Genomic DNA, 16429 nt, shown 5'->3' on the forward strand with positions numbered 1-16429 from the left:
GCGTCAGGCCGTGTGGTTCCGGGGGCGGATCCGGGCCGCCAGCACCGCCACGTCGTCCTCCGCGTGCCGGGCGTCGAGCTTGACGAGCACCTCGTCGAGCAGCTCGCCGACCCCCGCACCCGGCGGCAGACGCAGCGCCGCCAGCCTCGCCAGCGACTCGTCGATGTCCTCGCCGCGGCGCTCCACGAGGCCGTCGGTGAACATCACCAGGGTGTCGTCGGGGGAGAGCTCGCGGGTCACCTGCTCATAGCCGCCCACCCCCGTGCCCAGCGGCGGACCGACCGGCAGCGGCAGCAGTTCGCCGGAACCGTCCCCGGCGAACAGGACGGGGGGCAGATGCCCGGCGCCCGCGATCGCCGCGGTGCCGCGCGCAGGATCGACCCGGACCAACAGACAGGTGGCCGGACGCCGGGTGCCGTCCTCGGCGACCGCCGCGTCCAGACGGCGCAGCACCCGGTGGGGCGGCAGGTCCGTGGAGGCGACATAGCGCAGCATCGAGCGGTACGCGTTCATGTCCACCGCCGCGTCCAGACCGTGGCCCATCACATCGCCCACGACCAGCAGGGTCCGCCCGAAGTGCAGACGCACGGTCTCGAACCAGTCCCCGCCCACCAGGGTGCTGCCCCCGGCCGGCAGATAGCGCGTGGCGAGGTCGAGGTTCGGATGCGGCCGGCCCGGTTCGGCGAGCAGCGCCCGCTGGAGGTCCAGGACCGTAGTGCGGACGGCGTTGTGCCGGCGGGAGTGACCGAGGTGGACGGCCGCGAGGCGCGCCGCGTAGTGCGTGCCCGACATGGCCGCGTCGGTGAACGCCGCTCCCCGCCGGACGGCGAGCAGCACCCCGTAGAGGCGTCCGTGCGCGAGCAGCGGCACGGTCATGACCTGCCGCGGGATCCGCCCGGACAGGTCGATCGAGGCGGCGATCGGATGCCCCTCGTCGAGTGCCCGGACGGACAGCGGGCGCGGACCGTCCGACGGGGTGAGCAGCCGGGTGTCGCCGGCCGCGGCGACGCGGGAGAGGTCCGGGGCCGGGGAGTGGTGGTCGGCCGCGACATCCGTGGGCAGCAGGTCCACCGCGGCGGCGTCGCAGAAGTGCCGGTGGACGAACGCCGCGAGTTCTTCGCAGGTGGTGGGCTCGTCGAGCGTGGTGCCGATCGACTCGACGGCGTCCTCCATGGCGCCGAACGGCACCCCCGCACCCGCAGTGCCGTCACCGCCCGGGCCCGCCATCGCACCTCCACCGAAGCACCGCCTGGGTCCATCCACGCACGCGGGCGGCGTGGCCGCATGCTCAGCTCTTCGGCGGGCGGTCGTTCACCAGTACCGCCGCCCCGTCGAAGCGGCCCGCCTTGAGATCGCGCAGGGCCTGCTGTGCCTGGTCCAGGGGATAGGCATGGGTCGTGGCGCGGATGCCGTGGCGGGCCGCGAGTGCCAGGAAGTCCCGTCCGTCCTCGCGCGTGTTGGAGGTGACGCTGCGCAGTTCCTTCTCGTAGAACAGATCGCTCTCGTAGCGCAGCGGTGGGACGTCGCTCAGATGGATGCCCGCGACCGACAGCACACCGCCGCGGTCCAGCGCCCGCAGTGCGACCGGGACCAGGTCACCGACCGGCGCGAACAGGATCGCGCTGTCCAGCCGCTCGGGCGGCTCGTCGTACGCCCCGCGGGCGGACGCGGCCCCCAGGTCGAGAGCCAGCCGTCGCGCGGCCGGGTCCCGCGTCAGGACGTGCACGGTGGCGCCCTGGGCGAGCGCGAGCTGGGCGCAGAGATGGGCGCTGCCGCCGAAGCCGTACAGGCCGAGCCGGCCGCCCCGCGGCAGCGCGGCCCTGCGCAGCGCCCGGTAGCCGATGATGCCCGCGCACAGCAGCGGCGCCAGGGCGACGTCGTCCACGCCCTCGGGCAGCCGGTAGGCGAACGCGGCCGGCACCGTCGTGTACTCCGCGTACCCGCCGTCGGCGTCCCAGCCGGTGTACTCGGACGCCGGGCAGAGGTTCTCGGCCCCGCGCCGGCAGTACCCGCACGTGCCGTCCGTGCGGCGCAGCCAGGCGACGCCCACCCGGTCGCCGGGGGCGAAGCCGGTCACCATGCCGCCCGTACCCGCCACCACGCCGACGACCTCGTGGCCCGGCGTCACCCCGGGGCGGCGCACGGGGAGGTCGCCCTCAGTGACATGGAGATCGGTGCGGCACACCCCGCACGCGCGCACCCGCACCAGCAGTTCGTCCGGGCCCGGCGTCGGCACCGGCTTTCCGACGAGGCGAAGGGGCTCTCCCTCGATCGGCCCCGGTCCGGCCACTTCCCACGCCCGCATCATCGTGTACCCCGTCCCGTCGACGACCAGGTCGGCCCGCCCTCCAGTGTCGTCCAGCGCCGGTTCCTCGGCGCGCGGCCCGCACGAAGGCTGGCTAGCGTGAACAGCGCAATCGTTCACCGAACCGGAGAAGGTCGAGTCATGGCCGTACAGCCTGAAGGAACGCCCTGCTGGGCGGACGCGATGTTCAGCGATGTCGAAGGGGCCAAGAGTTTCTACGGGGACGTGCTCGGCTGGACGTTCGGCGAGGCGTCCTCGGAGTACGGGAACTACACGCAGGCCTACTCCGACGGCAAGGCGGTGGCCGCTGTCGTCCCGCCGATGCCCGGACAGGAGGGCCAGTCCGCCTGGTGCCTGTACTTCGCCTCGCCCGACGCCGCCGCGACCGCCGCGAAGATCAGGGCCAACGGCGGTGAGGTTCTGATGGAGCCGATGCAGGTCGGTGATTTCGGCACCATGACGCTGGCCCGGGACCCCAGTGGGGCCGTCTTCGGTGTCTGGCAGGCGGGCGTCCACGAGGGCTTCGAGTCGATCGGTGAACCCGGCGCGTACGCGTGGGCCGAGGTCTTCACCCGCGAGCCCGAGAAGTCCGACCCGTTCTTCCCGGCGGTCTTCCCCTTCAGCGCCCAGCAGGTGCAGGACGACAACGTCGACTTCCGCATCTTCAGCGTCGGCGACAAGCCGGTCCTCGGCCGGATGAGGATGACGGACGAATTCCCGCCCGAGGTGCCGTCGTACGTCAACGTCTACTTCACCGTCGGGAACTGCGACGAGGCGGTGGCGAAGGCGACCGAGCGTGGCGCGATCCTGCGCTTCGGGCCGATGGACAGCCCGTTCGGCCGGTTCGCGGCGCTGAGCGACCCGCAGGGCGCGTCGTTCTCCGTCATCGACATGTCGACGACCCAGGGCGAGATGCCGAAGATGAACGACGTGTGATGCGGGACGTGCCCTGACGCTTTCCCACGATCTGCGGAACCTCCGCGCGGCCCGGCAGCCGGCCCGCTCGGTCGGCGTCTGCTGGCCACCGCCGGCTTCTCCGGGGTGCGGTGAGCCCGCGCCCCGTGGGCGGTGTCCTCGGCCGGGCGTGGCATGATCGGGGGCATGCCTGAACGCGTTGTGGCCGCCTGTGACGGGGCTTCGAAGGGAAACCCGGGACCCGCCGGATGGGCCTGGGTCGTCGCCGACGGGGACGAGACCCCGACCCGCTGGGAGGCGGGACCGCTGGGCACCGCGACCAACAACGTCGCCGAACTGACCGCGCTGGAACGCCTGTTGACGGCGATCGCGCCGGACGTGCCGCTGGAGATCCGGATGGACTCCCAGTACGCGATGAAGGCCGTCACGACCTGGCTGCCGGGCTGGAAGCGCAAGGGCTGGAAGACGGCCGCGGGCAAGCCCGTCGCCAACCAGGAACTGGTCGCCCGGATCGACGAACTCCTGGACGGCCGCACGGTGGAGTTCCGCTACGTCCCCGCCCACCAGGTCGACGGCGACCGGCTGAACGACTTCGCCGACCGTGCCGCCAGCCAGGCCGCGATCGTGCAGCAGCCCGCGGGCAGCGACCTCGGGTCCGCGGAACCGCCCGCGTCACCCGACACCCCCGCCCCCTCCGGGGCCTCCCGTCGCCGCCCCGCGGCCAAGGCCGCCCGGCAGGGCACGTCGAGCCGCACCATCAAGGCCAAGTTCCCCGGCCGGTGCATGTGCGGCCGGTCCTACGCGGCGGGCGAGCCCATCGCCAAGAACGCCCAGGGCTGGGGCCACCCGGAATGCCGGACCGAGGAGTCGGGCGGAGCCTGACCCTCCGGCGTTCCCCGCGCCGCGGAGCCTTCCACCGGCGCCTGTTTCCCGCCCCGCTTCCCGCCCCGAATCCCTTGCGCGATCCGCCCGTTGAGCCCTCCGGGCGGATCGCGACGTCGTATCCGGACGGTAGTGCGAGCACGGTGCGTGTCGGGAAGGATGAGGGACCTTCGGCGGATGCCGGGGAGCGGGGCAGGGGTGGGGGCTGTGGAGGCAACAGAGGCGCTGGAAGCGGGGGATCCCCGGCAGGTCGGGCGCTACCGGATCGTGGGGCGGCTCGGGGCGGGCGGAATGGGACGCGTGTACCTGGGCCGGTCGCCCGGAGGGCGTGCGGTGGCGGTCGAGCTGGTGCGCCCGGAACTGGCGGAGGACGCCGAGTTCCGCCGCCGGTTCGCCAGGGAGGTGGCCGCCGCCCGGCGGGTGAACGGCGTCTTCACCGCGGGCGTCGTCGACGCCGATCCGGACGGCTCGCCCGCGTGGCTCGCGACGGCGTACGTACCCGGGATCGCGTTGGGCGAGGCCCTGGCGGTGCACGGCCCCTGGGCGGAGGGGCCGGTGCTGGCGCTCGGAGCGGGGCTCGCCGAGGCGCTGGAGGCGATCCACGCGGCCGGCGTGGTCCACCTCGCGTACGTCGGCGGGGCGGACGGCGGCGTGCACGCGGTGGACGCCGCGACGGGCGAGCGGCGCTGGGTGCACCGCGCCGACAGCTTCGTGTCCGGGCGGCCGGTGGTGGCCGACGGGGCGGTGTACGCCGCGAGCCGCGGGAGTCTGTACGCGGTGGACGCGGCCACCGGCGACCAGCGCTGGAGCTTCGCCACCGAAGGCACCGTGTTCGGCCCTCCCGCCGTGGTCGACGGCGTGGTCTACGCCGGCAGTGACAAGGGCACGCTCTACGCGGTGCGTGCGGCGGACGGCGAGCAGCGTTGGAAGTCGCCCGACGTCGGCGCCGCGTTCTCGGCGCCGGCCGTCGCCGACGGGGGCGTCTACGCCGGCTCGGCCGACGGCAAGCTGCGCGCGGTGGACCCCGCCGGTCACGGGCGATGGAAGTTCGCCACCCGCAAACGCGGCCTCGCGGCGCCCGTCGTGGCCGGTGAGGTCGTCTGCATCGGCGCCACCGATCACCACCTGTACGCGGTGGACGCCGGCACCGGTGCGTCACGCTGGAGGTTCGACACCGGTGCGCCCGTCTACTCGGCACCGGCCGTGGCGGACGGGACGGCCTTCGTGAGCAGCGAGAACGGCTACCTCTACGCGGTGGCGACCTAGAAGCCGCTCCCTCTGCGCGGTGGCGACGTAGAAGCGGCTACCTCTGCGCGGTGGCGACCTGGCGAGGAACCGAGGCCACGGGACGGACACGAGGACGACCGGCGCTCGGCCGGTCCGCACGCGGCGGCCCGTGACCGGTCGGCCCCCGGGGAGGGGCCGCCGGGTACGGGCAGGCCGGGATCAGGCGGCGTCGAACGTGTAGAACGCGGTGTGGTCGAGCAGGTCGGCCGGCCGCGTGTCGTTCCACGGCTTCATCGTGTCGCCGAGGTCGACGACGTTCGGCGTGCCGGTGAGCGGCAGATAGCCGGAGCGGGGGTGACGGCGCTGCCAGTCCGCCCACAGCTTGTCGATGAAGGCGTGGTGCAGCCAGAAGACCGGGTCGTTGGGGGAGACTCCGGTGGCCATCTGGCCGCCCACCCAGACGTGCACCCGGTTGTGCAGATTGACGCCCCGCCAGCCTTCGAGGTGATTGCGGAAGCCGTCCGAGGCGCTGTTCCAGGGCGCCATGTCGTACGTCTCCATGGCGAGCACGGAGTCCACCTCGGCGCGGGTCGGCAGTTCCCGGACCCCGCTGCCCAGAGATCGGCGCAGATACGTACGGCTGTCGACGCGGACGTTGACCGGCCAGTTGCCCGCCGAGGCGGCGAACGGGCCGTCCATCACCCTGCCGTCCAGGCTGCGTCCGGTGCCGCCGAGGAAGTCGGGCGCCCAGAGGGACGAGCGCGCCGTACGGTCGCTGCTCCAGTCCCAGTAGGGCAGCGCCACCGACGGGTCCACGGACTGGAGGGCCCGCTCGAACGCGAGAAGGAATCTGCGGTGCCAGGGCAGGAACGACGGTGAACGGTGGCCCGTCCGCTCGCCGTTGTCGGTGTCGCCGAGGATGAACGCGTTGTGCGTCGTGACGAAGGTGTCGTACGTTCCGCTGCGCTTGAGCTGGAGCAGCGCGTCGACGAAGCGCCGCTTCTCGTCGGCGGTCAGCTTCGCCTGGTTCTTGCGTACGGTCATGTGCGGGACTCCACGATCTTCTTGCGGGGTGGTTCAGTTGGCGGCGAAGGGCACGAGCGGCGCGCCCTGGAGCTCCACGACGGCGGCCCGTGCGGCGGCTCGCGGGGTGGGCACGGGGGCGTAGTGGCTGACGACGCTGATCCAGCTGCCGTCCGCGTTGGTCATCACGTGCAGCTCCTCGCCGTCGATGAACACGGCGTATCCGCCGCCGTGATGGTGACCTCCCCCGGTGACCGGGCGGCCTTCCATGCGGCGCCCCTGGTAGACCTCGTCGAAGGCTTCCGGGCCGCCGTGGTGGTGGTCGGCCATGGACGAGCGCGGGTCGGTCGGCCGTTCCGGCGACGCGGAGGCGGCGGACGCGGTGAGGGGCTGGGCCCCGGCGGCCGCGACCAGCGCGGCAGTGACCCCGAGGGCACGGCGACGAGTGAGTTCCGGCATGCGAAGACCTCCTGTGATCAGCTGTGTTGATGACCCGATATGCCTATCGGGTCGTCAAACAGCAGGAGAAATTGCCGCATGTCGGTTGGCCGCGATCCGGACAATCGCGTATATGTCGTGCAAGGTTGAATGAAGATGATCTTGCTGTCGCGGGTGCTCGCGCACACCCGCAGGCGGAAATCCTCCTGTCGGGAGGCCTGGCGCCGATGACCTTGCGGCCGTGGTCTGTGGTCGGTGGCGCGGCTCACGCCCGCGATCTGGCGTGAACTGCGGGGGCGGCACCCCCTGCTACCCTTCGTGATCAATTGACCACTTTGTGCAACATAGGGGAGTGCGCGTGAAGATCGCGTGCGTCGGTGGCGGACCCGCAAGCCTGTACTTCTCGATCCTGATGAAGCTCCAGGACCCGTCCCATGACATCACCGTCCATGAGCGGAACCCGGCCGGATCGACCTACGGCTGGGGCGTGACCTACTGGGCGGGCCTGCTCGACAAGCTGCGCGAGGGCGACCCCGTGTCCGCGCTCGCCGTCAGCGAGAACTCGGTCTCCTGGAGCGACGGCGTCGCCCATGTCGGGGACCGAACGACCGTGCACCCCGGTGACGAGGGATTCGGTATCGGCCGCCGCCGGATGCTCGAACTGCTCGCCGAGCGGGCCCGCTCGCTGGGTGTCCGTGTCGAGTACGAGCGGGAGATCGCGGCCGACCGGCTGCCGGACGCCGATCTCGTCGTCGCCGGGGACGGAGTCAACAGCGCCCTGCGCGAGCGCCACGCCGACCACTTCGGCAGCGAGTTCGAGCTCGGGCGCAACTACTACATCTGGCTCGGTACCACCAAGGTCTTCGACTCCTTCACCTTCTCCTTCGTGGAGACGTACCACGGCTGGATCTGGTGCTACGCCTACCGGTTCGGCGACGACCGGAGCACCCTCGTCGTCGAGTGCTCCCCGCGGACCTGGTCCGGCCTCGGGCTCGACGCGGCGAGTGAGTCCGACGGTCTCGCGCTGCTGGAGAAGCTCTTCGCCGACCTGCTGGACGGGCACGAGCTGATCGGCCGGGCGCAGGCCGACGACAGCGCGCGGTGGCTCACCTTCCGCACCCTGACCAACCGGACCTGGCACCGCGGCAACCTCGTCCTGCTCGGCGACGCCGCCCACACCACCCACTACTCGATCGGCGCGGGCACCACCCTCGCCCTGGAGGACGCCATCTCCCTGGCCCGAGCGCTGCGGGAGCACGCCGACCTCGAATCCGCCCTCGCCCACTACGAGCGGGAGCGCAAGGCGGAGCTCCTGTCGGTGCAGAGCGCGGCCCGCCACAGCGCGCAGTGGTACGAGAACCTGCCGCGCTACATCCGCCTTCCGCCGGCGCAGATGTTCGCGCTGCTCGGGCAGCGGCACTCGCCACTGCTGCCGTACGTCCCGCCGCAGCTGTACTACCGGATCGACCGCGCCGCCGGACGCCTGGAGGCCCTGCGCCGCTTCAAGCGCTGGCTCGGGCCGAAGGTGGCCCGCGGCGTGCAGGCCCGCGCGCGCCGGTAGACACCTCCCGCCACCTCGCGAGAAACGGACGGCGTTTGAGGTGAATGGCAATTCACCGCTATGGTGAATTGCCATTCACCTCGTTCTTCGCGTCTACTTCTGGAGTGCCGATGGCGGCTCTGCGCGAGCGGCTCGCGATCCCCGTCCTGGCGTTCGGCGGGATACTCATGGCCGTCATGCAGACGGTGGTCGTCCCGCTGCTGCCCGACCTGCCCCGGCTGACCGGCGCCTCGCCGGGCGCGGTCTCCTGGATGGTGACGGCGACCCTTCTCGCCGGAGCCGTGCTGACTCCCGTCCTGGGCCGCGCGGGAGACATGTACGGCAAGCGGCGTGTGCTGCTCATGGCGCTCGGGATGATGACGCTCGGCTCGCTGATGTGCGCGCTCACCTCGGACATCCGCGTCCTGATCGTGGCGCGGGCGCTGCAGGGCGCGGCGGCCGCCGTGGTCCCGCTGTCGATCAGCATCCTGCGCGACGAGCTGCCGCCGGAGCGCACGGGCTCCGCCGTCGCGCTGATGAGCTCCACCGTCGGCATCGGCGCCGCGCTCGGCCTCCCTCTCGCCGCGCTCCTGGTCCAGTACGCCGACTGGCACGTGATGTTCTGGGCGACGACCGCGCTCGGCGCCGTCGGACTGACGCTGGCCTGGTGGGCGGTGCGCGAGTCGCCCGTCCGGGAGCCGGGCCGCTTCGACACGGTGGGCGCGCTGGGCCTGGCCGCCGGACTGGTGTGTCTGCTGCTCGCCGTGTCGCAGGGCGGCACCTGGGGCTGGACCAGCCCCGCGATCCTCGGCCTGTTCGCCGCCTGCGCCGCCGTCCTCGCGCTGTGGTGGCGCCAGCAGCTGCGGACCGAACGCCCCCTCGTCGACCTGAGGCTGGCCGCCCGCCCGCGCGTCGCCCTGCCGCACATCGCCGCCCTCCTGACCGGCTTCGCCTTCTACGGGAACTCGCTGGTCACCGCGCAGCTCGTCCAGGCGCCCGCGGCCACCGGCTACGGGCTCGGCCTGTCCATCGTGGCGACCGGCCTGTGCCTGCTGCCCGGCGGGGTGACCATGCTGCTGCTCTCGCCCGTCTCGGCGCGGATCTCGGCAGCCCGCGGACCCCGGGTGACGCTGGCCCTCGGCACGGCGATCATCGCCTCCGGCTACGTCCTGCGGATCGCGGACAGCCGCGACCTCTGGATGATCATCCTGGGCGCCACGGTCTGCGCGATCGGCACCACCTTCGCCTACTCCGCCCTGCCCACCCTGATCCTGCGCGCGGTGCCGGCCGGGCAGACGGCTTCGGCCAACGGCGTCAACGTCCTGATGCGCACCATCGGGCAGGCCGTGTGCAGCGCCGCGGTGGCCGCCGTGCTGGTGCACCACACGAACCTCGTCGCGGGGGCCCCGGTGCCCACGCTGCACGGCTATCTGCTGGCCTTCGCCATGGCGGGTACGGTCGCACTGGTGGCCTGTGCGGCCGCCCTGTCGATACCCACCGACCCCGCCTCCCGCGAGACCCGGCGCACCGGCCGTCGTACCGGCGCACCCCGCGACGAGGCCCTCGAAGGAGCATGAGCACCGTGACCACCCCGCAGTCCGGTCGCGCGGCGTCCCCGACCGTGCCGGTGTCCGGCGAGCAGCCGGCGACCGTGCCGGTGCCCGGCGAGCCGCCGGTCTCCGCCGCGTCGGAGCGGGAAACCGCCCCCGCGCCCCGGCGCGACGCCGAGGCGAGCAAGGCGGCGATCCTGCGCGCGGCCCGGTATCTGCTGGCCCGGCACGCCCACGCGGACATCACCCTCAAGGCGGTGGCCGACCGGGCGGGGGTGAGCGCGCCGCTGATCCTCAAGTACTTCGGCAACAAGGACGCACTGTTCGCCCGTGTCATGTCCTTCGAGTCCGACGCCGACGCGCTGCTGGACGCCCCGCTGGAGGAGCTCGGCCGGCACATGGTCCGGCACCTCCTCGAAGGCCAGACCCAGCGCGGCGCCGACCCCGTCCTGCGGATCGTCTTCGCCCCGCTCCAGGGCGAACAGGGCGACATACTGCGCGCCAACTTCCGCACCCAGGTCAGCGAACGCCTCGCCGGGCGCCTGAGCGGGCCGGACGCGGGCCTGCGCGCGGAACTCGCCGTGAGCACCCTGCTCGGCCTCGGGGTGATGTACGGCATCGCCCGCGGCACGCACCTGCGCGCCACCACGATCGACACCATCGTCGACCGGTACGCGCCGGCGGTGCAGGCGCAGCTCGCGCCGTGAGCGGACCGGCCCCCGCGGGAACGGCCGGGCGGGTCAGCTCACCCCGTCGGGGCGGAACTGGACGCTGATCCGCGGTCCCGACGCCCGCGCCGTCTTGGGGATCGCGTGCTCCCAGGTGCGCTGGCAGGAGCCGCCCATCACGATGAGGTCGCCGTGGCCCAGCGGGCGCCGCACGGTGTCCCCGCCGCGGCGGGGCCGCAGTACGAGATCCCGCGGGGCGCCCACGGACACGATGGCGACCATCGTGTCCTCCCGGGCGCCCCGGCCGATTCTGTCCCCGTGCCAGGCCACGCTGTCGCGGCCGTCCCGGTAGTAGCAGAGCCCGGCCGTGGTGAACGGTTCGCCCAGCTCGTCGGCGTAGTGCGCGGACAGCGCGTCCCGGGCCTCGTCCAGGACGGGATGCGGCAGCGGATCGTCGGCGCGGTAGTGGGCGAGCAGCCGGGGTACGTCCACCACCTGCTCGTACATCTGGCGCCGCTCGGCCCGCCACGGCACCTCGGCGGCGAGGCGGGCGAAGAGCTCGTCGGCCCCGCTCAGCCAGCCGGGCAGCAGGTCGATCCAGGCGCCGTCGCCCAGCGCGGTGCGGCGCATCCCGTTCAGCGGACCGGTGCGGAGTTCGTCGGTCTGATCGAAGAGTGAGCCCTGGAGGTGCATGGCCATACGGCCAGCGTACCCCGATAATCGAATATGTGTTCCATAGTGTGGAGGGGTGTCGTGGTCACCACGGGACCGGGCCCGCCGCGTCGAAGAAGCCGCCGGTCGGCCCGTCCCGGCCGATCCGCGCCATCCGCACGATGATCCCGGCGCCCTCCGCCACGGTCTGCGTCCCCGTGTTGCCGTTCAGATCCGTGGCGGTGTAGCCCGGCTCCACCGCGTTGATCCGGATGTCCGGGAACGCCTTCGCGTACTGCACGGTGATCATGTTGACGGCCGTCTTGGACGCCGGATAGGCGACGCCCGGGTAGGCGTGGGACGGGCTCGACGGGTCGGTGACCCGCGTCAGCGAGGCCAGGCCGCTGCTGAGGTTCACCACGACCGGGGCGGCGGACCGCCGGAGCAGGGGCAGGAAGGCGTGGGTGACGCGGACGAGACCGAAGACGTTCGTCCCGAACAGCTCGCGCATCATCCCGGCGGTGACGTCCGCGGCACCGAACACGCTGTTCCCTTCGGCGCGCCCTTCGATGCCCGCGTTGTTGATCAGGACGTCCAGGCCGCCTTCGGCCTCGACGGTCTTCGCCGCGGCGGCGACGGACGCGTCGTCGGTGACGTCGATGACGACCGCGCGCGCCCCGAGTCCCCGTGCGGCACGCCGGCCGCGCTCCGGGTCCCGGCTGCCCACGTAGACGGTGTGGCCTGCCGCGACGAGCTGACGGGCGGTCTCGAAGCCGAGGCCCTTGTTCGCTCCGGTGATGAGTGTTGTGGTCATGCGTCCAGAGTCCGGCGGCGTGGTGCGGACAGCCAGGAGTCCGGTCTTCCTGGGACTGCCGGTACCAGGCAGGTCCGCGCCCGGAGGTGCACAGTTGGTGGCATGGCGAACACGGAGTTCGGGCGGACGGTGCGGCGCTGGCGCGACCGGGTCTCACCGGAGGCGGCCGGGCTGCCCGGCGGCGGGAACCGGCGCGCGGCCGGACTGCGCCGCGAGGAGTTGGCCCTGCTCGCGGGCATCTCGGTGGACTACGTGACCCGCCTCGAACAGGGCCGGGCGGCCCACCCCTCGGAGCAGGTCGTCGAGGCCCTGGGCCGGGCGCTGCGGCTGTCCGGAGCCGAGCGTGAGCACCTCTTCCAGGTGGCCGGGCTGGTGCCGCCGGGCCGGGGCATGGTGCCCGCCCACATCACCCCGGGCGTTCACCGGCTGCTCGACCGGCTGAACGGAACGCCCGTGGCGGTGTACGACGCGGCGTGGACCCTGCTGCTGGCGAACCCGCTGTACGCGGCTCTGCTGGGTGATCCCTCGGGGTGGCGCGGCAATGAACGCAACGGCGTCTGGCGCAACTTCGTGGGACCCGGCAGCCGGGTACGGCACACACCGCGGGAGCGGCGCGCCTTCGAGGCGACGCTCGCCGCCGACCTGCGCGCGACCGCGAGCCGGTATCCGACGGACCGGCGCCTGATGCAGCTGATCGAGGAGCTGTGCGCGAACAGTGTGCGGTTCGCGGAGCTGTGGGACTCGGGAACCGTCGGCCGCCACGAGGCGTCCCGCAAGATCATCGATCATCCCCAGGTCGGCGCCGTGACGCTGGACTGCGATGTGCTCAGCGTCGCCGGCGGCGACCTGCGGATCATGGTCTACACGGCCGAGCCCGGCACGGAGGACGCCGAACGCCTCGCCCTCCTCGGTGTCCTCGGCACGCAGGCTCTGGTGGAGTGACGTCGGTTACGAACGCCGGCGGTCGGCCAGCACCTCGCGGATCACATGGGCGGCGTTGCCCGCCATCACCGGGTTCGTGGTGCGGTAGTACGGGAGTTGGATGAGGGCCATGGACAGGGCCCAGCCGCGGCCGCGTGCCCAGCCGGCGTCGTCGGCGCCCACGGCCTCCCGGAAGCCGGACCTCGCTCCGGCCGGCAGGAGGTTCCAGGCCGGGATGAAGTCGCAGGCCGGATCGCCGGTGCCGAGGGTCCCGAAGTCGAGGACGGCCGTGAGGCGGCCCCGGTGGGTCAGGAGGTTCATCGGCATCAGGTCCGAGTGGAGCCACAGCGGCGGGCCCGTCCACGACGGCGCCGCGAGCGATTCCTCCCAGACCGCTGTCGCGGCCCGTGTGTCGATCGTGCCGCGGAGTTCGCCGATCGCCGATCGCGTCTCGGCGTCCACGGTGGCCAGCGGCACACCGCGGTAGGCGGTCGGTCCGCGGGGCAGGTCGATCCCGTGCAGGGCGGCGACGAACGCGCCCAGATCGGCGGCCAGCGCCTGCGCGTCGGGAAGGGCCTCCGGTGTCGGCAGGTCGCCGTCGAGCCAGCGCAGGACCGCCCAGTGCCACGGATAGCCCGCCGCCGGGGTGCCGAGCCCGAGGATCTCGGGGACCGGGAACGGGAGCATCGGGGCGAGCCGCGGCAGCCACGCGTGCTCCTTGGCCACGTCGTCGGCGCCGCCCGCGATCCGCGGGAGGCGGACGGCCATGTCGTCGCCAAGACGGTAGAGGGCGTTGACGGTCCCTGCCGACTCCACGCGTTTCAGGGGCAATTCGGCCCACTGCGGGAACTGCTCGGCCAGCAGGCGTCGTACGAGCGGACCGTCGATCCGCGCCTCGTCGGCGTGCATCGGGCCTGCGGGCATGGGCGCCTGCTTTCCGTGGGGAGAAGGTCGACTTCCGCCATCCTGCGTCCCGTTCGGGCCGCCCCGCAACGCGTTTCGGGCCGCCAGGCAACCTCGCGGAGGCGATCGTCGTCTTGATCGGCAACAGGCGGGTGGCGCGCCGACCTCCAGGGAGCAGGAATTCACCGGTGGAAATCGGGCGCACTATACCTCGTGCGTATACATGCCATGTATACGCCGAGCGTATAGCTGGGTCGTCGCACGTCAACGCCTCACAGGAGCCAGATACAGCAGCACCGCCGGGCCGCGATCACACGCGCACGGCCGGTGACTTACGGAAAGGCATTCATGTACGGCAAGGCCTTCGCCCCGGAGTACCAGGGCGCTTTGACCACCCTGTCCGTGAACTCCTCGCTGACCGACGTCCTCGCGGCGGGCACCGAGCAACTGCGCGCCGCCGAGCGCACGGGCGCTCGGGCCGAGGCGGCCCGGTCGGGCCTCGCGGTCGCCGAGGCGCACCGCCGGCTCGGGCAGGTGGCGGACGCCGACCGGGCGTGGAAGGCGAGTTACCGCACCGCCCGTGAGGCCGGTGACCCGGCCGCGATGGCGTGGGCGCTGTGGAGCGGTGGCACGCTGGCCCGCCAGCGCGGAGCCTTCCCGCTGGCATGGCGGCTGCTGCGGCTGGCCGCCGAACTCGGCGGACAGGCGGGGGATGTCGTGGTGCGCGGATACTCCCTGGCAGGCATGGCGGAGACCGGCCGCATCCAGGGCGACTACGCGGCCGTGACCGCTCTCCACGAGCAGTTGCTGGCCGAGGCCCGCAAGCGTGGCGAGGCCCGGCACACGGTGTGGGCCCTGGAGGGCATCGCCCAGATCCACCGCAACACCGGTGCGTACGACAGCGCGTACGCCATGTTCGAGGAGGCGGCCGAGATCGCCGCCCGCGCCGAGGACCGGCGCGGCCACGCCTGGGCGCTGCGCGGACTCGCGGACATCGTCTCCGTGCGCGACGGGGACGCGGAGCGCGCGCTGGAGCTGCTGAGCGAGGCGGAGGTGTCCTGCCGCGCGATGAAGCTGTCCGGCGCGCTCGCCTACAACCACAAGATGCGCGGCAACGTCCTCTACCGCGACGGGCGTTACGAGCAGGCCCGCGATGTCTACGCGCAGGCGCTGGCCGAGTTCGAGGCGATGAGCGAGCCCCGCGGCCGGGCCCTGTCCCGGCTCGGACTGGTCAAGTCCCTCGCCCGTCTCGGCCGGGACCACGCCGAAACCGCCGCCGAACTTGACGAGTTGGCCGTGGCGCTGGAGGGCATCGGACTGCGGCACGCCCGGCAGCTGGTCGAACGGGCGCGTACAGAGCTCGGGTTGCCGTCGGGAAGCGACGAGGCGGAGGCCGCGCGATGACCTCGACCGCCCTGCAGCCCTCGACGGCCTCGACCCTCCCGGCGCCGCCCACCGCGGCGCGGATCCTGCGCCGCTGCCGTGAACTCGCCGCCCCCGCCCTGGCCGAGGCGGTCGACGGGCTGCACCCCTGGGTCGCCGAGATGGCCGGATACGCGCTCGGCCGGTGCGAGGTCGGCGGCGCTCCCGCCGACCACAGCCAGGGCAAGGGCGTGCGGCAGGCGCTGGCCGTCCTCGGGGCGGAGGCCGTCTCGGGCCCCGCGGAGGCGGGTGTGCCGGGGGCCGTCGCGGTGGAGCTCGTCCACACCTTCTCGCTGCTCCACGACGACATAATGGACGGTGACGCGCTGCGTCGCGGCCGCCCCGCCCTGTGGAAGGCGTACGGCACCGGTCCCGCCGTCCTCGCGGGCGACGCCCTGTTCGCGCTGGCCGTGGAGACCGTGGCCCTGACTCCCCATGCCGGTCCCGCCGTACGGCAGTTGACCACGGCTCTCGGCGACCTGGTCCGCGGCCAGGCCGACGACCTGCTGTTCGCCGACCGCCCCTGGACCGGGCCCGAGGCGGTGGGCGTCGGGGAGTACGAGACGATGGCCGAGCGCAAGACCGGTGCGCTGCTCGGCTGCGCGCTGGCAATCGGCGCCCGGCTGGCCGGGGCGTCGGGCGGGACCGTGACCGTGCTGGACCGCGCCGGACGCCATCTCGGCGTCGCCTTCCAGATCGCCGACGACGTGCTGGGCATCTGGGGTGATCCGTCGGTCACCGGCAAGCCGGTCCACGGGGATCTGCGGCAGGGGAAGAAGACCCTGCCGGTCCTCGCGGCCCTCGGGGCCCCCGGTGGCTCCGAACTCGCCGCCCTCCTGGGGTCCTCCGCCTCGCTCGACGGCGAGGGCGTACGCCGCGCGGCGGTCCTCGTCGAGCGTGCGGGCGGTCGTACGGCGGCCGTGCGTGAGGCGCGCCGCCATCTGACCGCCGCGGACACGCTCCTCGCGGGCGTGCCCCTCGCCCCGGGGCCCGCGGCGGACCTGCGGACGGTGCTGTCCGCCCTCGCCGACCGCACGATCTGACCCATCCCGGCCCGCACCTCCGGGCCGACCGCTCCGGGCCGGGGTGGTGCGACATGGGTCACATGCGCGCGGTAATCGGCTTCGCCAGGCAACCACCTCATTCCCCCTCACATCTGTCCGGGCGGCG

The 16429-nt window shown here is 73.0% G+C and carries 16 protein-coding genes; 9 read left to right on the forward strand and 7 right to left on the reverse strand.

Annotated elements, in window-relative coordinates; genetic code table 11:
• Positions 1 to 3: 3 nt before the first annotated feature.
• Positions 4 to 1227 (reverse strand): PP2C family protein-serine/threonine phosphatase, encoded by a 1224-nt coding sequence (locus ACFWBT_RS06935; RefSeq protein WP_385696871.1) that lies wholly within the window; start codon positions 1225 to 1227, stop codon positions 4 to 6.
• Between the two features lie 61 nt (positions 1228 to 1288).
• Positions 1289 to 2305 (reverse strand): zinc-binding alcohol dehydrogenase family protein, encoded by a 1017-nt coding sequence (locus tag ACFWBT_RS06940; RefSeq protein WP_385696953.1) that lies wholly within the window; start codon positions 2303 to 2305, stop codon positions 1289 to 1291.
• 141 nt (positions 2306 to 2446) lie between these two features.
• On the opposite strand from ACFWBT_RS06940, the gene ACFWBT_RS06945 reads away from it, so the two are divergent.
• The 3 genes from ACFWBT_RS06945 (at position 2447) to ACFWBT_RS06955 (ending at position 5368) form a co-directional block, all read left to right on the forward strand.
• Positions 2447 to 3241 (forward strand): VOC family protein, encoded by a 795-nt coding sequence (locus ACFWBT_RS06945; protein WP_385696873.1) that lies wholly within the window; start codon positions 2447 to 2449, stop codon positions 3239 to 3241.
• A 153-nt stretch (positions 3242 to 3394) separates the two neighbouring features.
• Complete coding sequence (locus tag ACFWBT_RS06950; RefSeq protein WP_385696876.1) at positions 3395 to 4102, forward strand: ribonuclease H; 708 nt, start codon at positions 3395 to 3397, stop codon at positions 4100 to 4102.
• A gap of 207 nt (positions 4103 to 4309) precedes the next feature.
• Positions 4310 to 5368: a PQQ-binding-like beta-propeller repeat protein gene (locus ACFWBT_RS06955; RefSeq protein WP_385696879.1), complete on the forward strand. Its 1059-nt coding sequence runs from the start codon at positions 4310 to 4312 to the stop codon at positions 5366 to 5368.
• A 180-nt stretch (positions 5369 to 5548) separates the two neighbouring features.
• On the opposite strand, the gene ACFWBT_RS06960 is transcribed toward ACFWBT_RS06955, so the two are convergent.
• Positions 5549 to 6373 carry a tyrosinase family protein gene (locus tag ACFWBT_RS06960; protein WP_385696882.1) on the reverse strand — a complete coding sequence of 275 codons (825 nt, stop codon included), beginning with the start codon at positions 6371 to 6373 and terminating at the stop codon, positions 5549 to 5551.
• Between the two features lie 33 nt (positions 6374 to 6406).
• Positions 6407 to 6811: a tyrosinase cofactor gene (locus ACFWBT_RS06965; RefSeq protein ID WP_385696885.1), complete on the reverse strand. Its 405-nt coding sequence runs from the start codon at positions 6809 to 6811 to the stop codon at positions 6407 to 6409.
• 337 nt (positions 6812 to 7148) lie between these two features.
• Between ACFWBT_RS06965 and ACFWBT_RS06970 the strand changes: the two genes are divergently transcribed.
• From ACFWBT_RS06970 to ACFWBT_RS06980, 3 genes are all read left to right on the forward strand, one after another.
• Complete coding sequence (locus ACFWBT_RS06970) at positions 7149 to 8351, forward strand: FAD-dependent monooxygenase (protein WP_385696954.1); 1203 nt, start codon at positions 7149 to 7151, stop codon at positions 8349 to 8351.
• Positions 8352 to 8461: 110 nt separating this feature from the next.
• Positions 8462 to 9907, forward strand: coding sequence for an MFS transporter (locus tag ACFWBT_RS06975; protein WP_385696888.1), 1446 nt, complete (start codon positions 8462 to 8464; stop codon positions 9905 to 9907).
• Complete coding sequence (locus ACFWBT_RS06980; protein ID WP_385696891.1) at positions 9904 to 10587, forward strand: TetR family transcriptional regulator; 684 nt, start codon at positions 9904 to 9906, stop codon at positions 10585 to 10587. Before ACFWBT_RS06975 ends, ACFWBT_RS06980 begins: the two co-directional genes overlap by 4 nt.
• Before the next feature lie 33 nt (positions 10588 to 10620).
• Here ACFWBT_RS06980 and ACFWBT_RS06985 read toward each other — a convergent pair whose 3' ends face one another.
• Positions 10621 to 11247 carry an alpha-ketoglutarate-dependent dioxygenase AlkB gene (locus ACFWBT_RS06985; protein ID WP_385696894.1) on the reverse strand — a complete coding sequence of 209 codons (627 nt, stop codon included), beginning with the start codon at positions 11245 to 11247 and terminating at the stop codon, positions 10621 to 10623.
• Between the two features lie 58 nt (positions 11248 to 11305).
• Positions 11306 to 12013, reverse strand: a complete 708-nt coding sequence (locus ACFWBT_RS06990) for an SDR family NAD(P)-dependent oxidoreductase (RefSeq protein WP_385696896.1) — start codon at positions 12011 to 12013, stop codon at positions 11306 to 11308.
• A 102-nt stretch (positions 12014 to 12115) separates the two neighbouring features.
• Here ACFWBT_RS06990 and ACFWBT_RS06995 point away from each other — a divergent pair, with 102 nt between their 5' ends.
• The gene (locus ACFWBT_RS06995) at positions 12116 to 12955 is read left to right on the forward strand and encodes a helix-turn-helix transcriptional regulator (RefSeq protein ID WP_385696899.1); all 840 of its coding nucleotides are present in this window, start codon (positions 12116 to 12118) and stop codon (positions 12953 to 12955) included.
• Between the two features lie 6 nt (positions 12956 to 12961).
• Here ACFWBT_RS06995 and ACFWBT_RS07000 read toward each other — a convergent pair whose 3' ends face one another.
• Positions 12962 to 13858: an aminoglycoside phosphotransferase family protein gene (locus ACFWBT_RS07000; protein WP_385696902.1), complete on the reverse strand. Its 897-nt coding sequence runs from the start codon at positions 13856 to 13858 to the stop codon at positions 12962 to 12964.
• A 327-nt stretch (positions 13859 to 14185) separates the two neighbouring features.
• Between ACFWBT_RS07000 and ACFWBT_RS07005 the strand changes: the two genes are divergently transcribed.
• On the forward strand, positions 14186 to 15241 hold the full coding sequence (locus ACFWBT_RS07005; RefSeq protein WP_385696905.1) for a tetratricopeptide repeat protein: 1056 nt from the start codon (positions 14186 to 14188) through the stop codon (positions 15239 to 15241).
• Entirely contained in the window at positions 15238 to 16302 is a 1065-nt protein-coding gene (locus tag ACFWBT_RS07010; protein WP_385696908.1) for a polyprenyl synthetase family protein, read from the forward strand. Before ACFWBT_RS07005 ends, ACFWBT_RS07010 begins: the two co-directional genes overlap by 4 nt.
• The last annotated feature ends 127 nt before the right edge of the window (positions 16303 to 16429 follow it).

The organism is Streptomyces sp. NPDC060027, from assembly GCF_042737005.1.
Lineage (GTDB): Bacteria > Actinomycetota > Actinomycetes > Streptomycetales > Streptomycetaceae > Streptomyces.

Coding starts and splice junctions, on each gene's coding strand:
- ACFWBT_RS06995 (WP_385696899.1), top strand. CDS start 12,116: ATGGCGAACACGGAGTTCGGGCGGACGGTGCGGCGCTGGCGCGACCGG.
- ACFWBT_RS06965 (WP_385696885.1), bottom strand. CDS start 6,811: ATGCCGGAACTCACTCGTCGCCGTGCCCTCGGGGTCACTGCCGCGCTG.
- ACFWBT_RS06990 (WP_385696896.1), bottom strand. CDS start 12,013: ATGACCACAACACTCATCACCGGAGCGAACAAGGGCCTCGGCTTCGAG.
- ACFWBT_RS06985 (WP_385696894.1), bottom strand. CDS start 11,247: ATGGCCATGCACCTCCAGGGCTCACTCTTCGATCAGACCGACGAACTC.
- ACFWBT_RS06980 (WP_385696891.1), top strand. CDS start 9,904: ATGAGCACCGTGACCACCCCGCAGTCCGGTCGCGCGGCGTCCCCGACC.
- ACFWBT_RS06935 (WP_385696871.1), bottom strand. CDS start 1,227: ATGGCGGGCCCGGGCGGTGACGGCACTGCGGGTGCGGGGGTGCCGTTC.
- ACFWBT_RS06945 (WP_385696873.1), top strand. CDS start 2,447: ATGGCCGTACAGCCTGAAGGAACGCCCTGCTGGGCGGACGCGATGTTC.
- ACFWBT_RS07000 (WP_385696902.1), bottom strand. CDS start 13,858: ATGCCCGCAGGCCCGATGCACGCCGACGAGGCGCGGATCGACGGTCCG.
- ACFWBT_RS07010 (WP_385696908.1), top strand. CDS start 15,238: ATGACCTCGACCGCCCTGCAGCCCTCGACGGCCTCGACCCTCCCGGCG.
- ACFWBT_RS06975 (WP_385696888.1), top strand. CDS start 8,462: ATGGCGGCTCTGCGCGAGCGGCTCGCGATCCCCGTCCTGGCGTTCGGC.
- ACFWBT_RS07005 (WP_385696905.1), top strand. CDS start 14,186: ATGTACGGCAAGGCCTTCGCCCCGGAGTACCAGGGCGCTTTGACCACC.
- ACFWBT_RS06950 (WP_385696876.1), top strand. CDS start 3,395: ATGATCGGGGGCATGCCTGAACGCGTTGTGGCCGCCTGTGACGGGGCT.
- ACFWBT_RS06940 (WP_385696953.1), bottom strand. CDS start 2,305: ATGCGGGCGTGGGAAGTGGCCGGACCGGGGCCGATCGAGGGAGAGCCC.
- ACFWBT_RS06960 (WP_385696882.1), bottom strand. CDS start 6,373: ATGACCGTACGCAAGAACCAGGCGAAGCTGACCGCCGACGAGAAGCGG.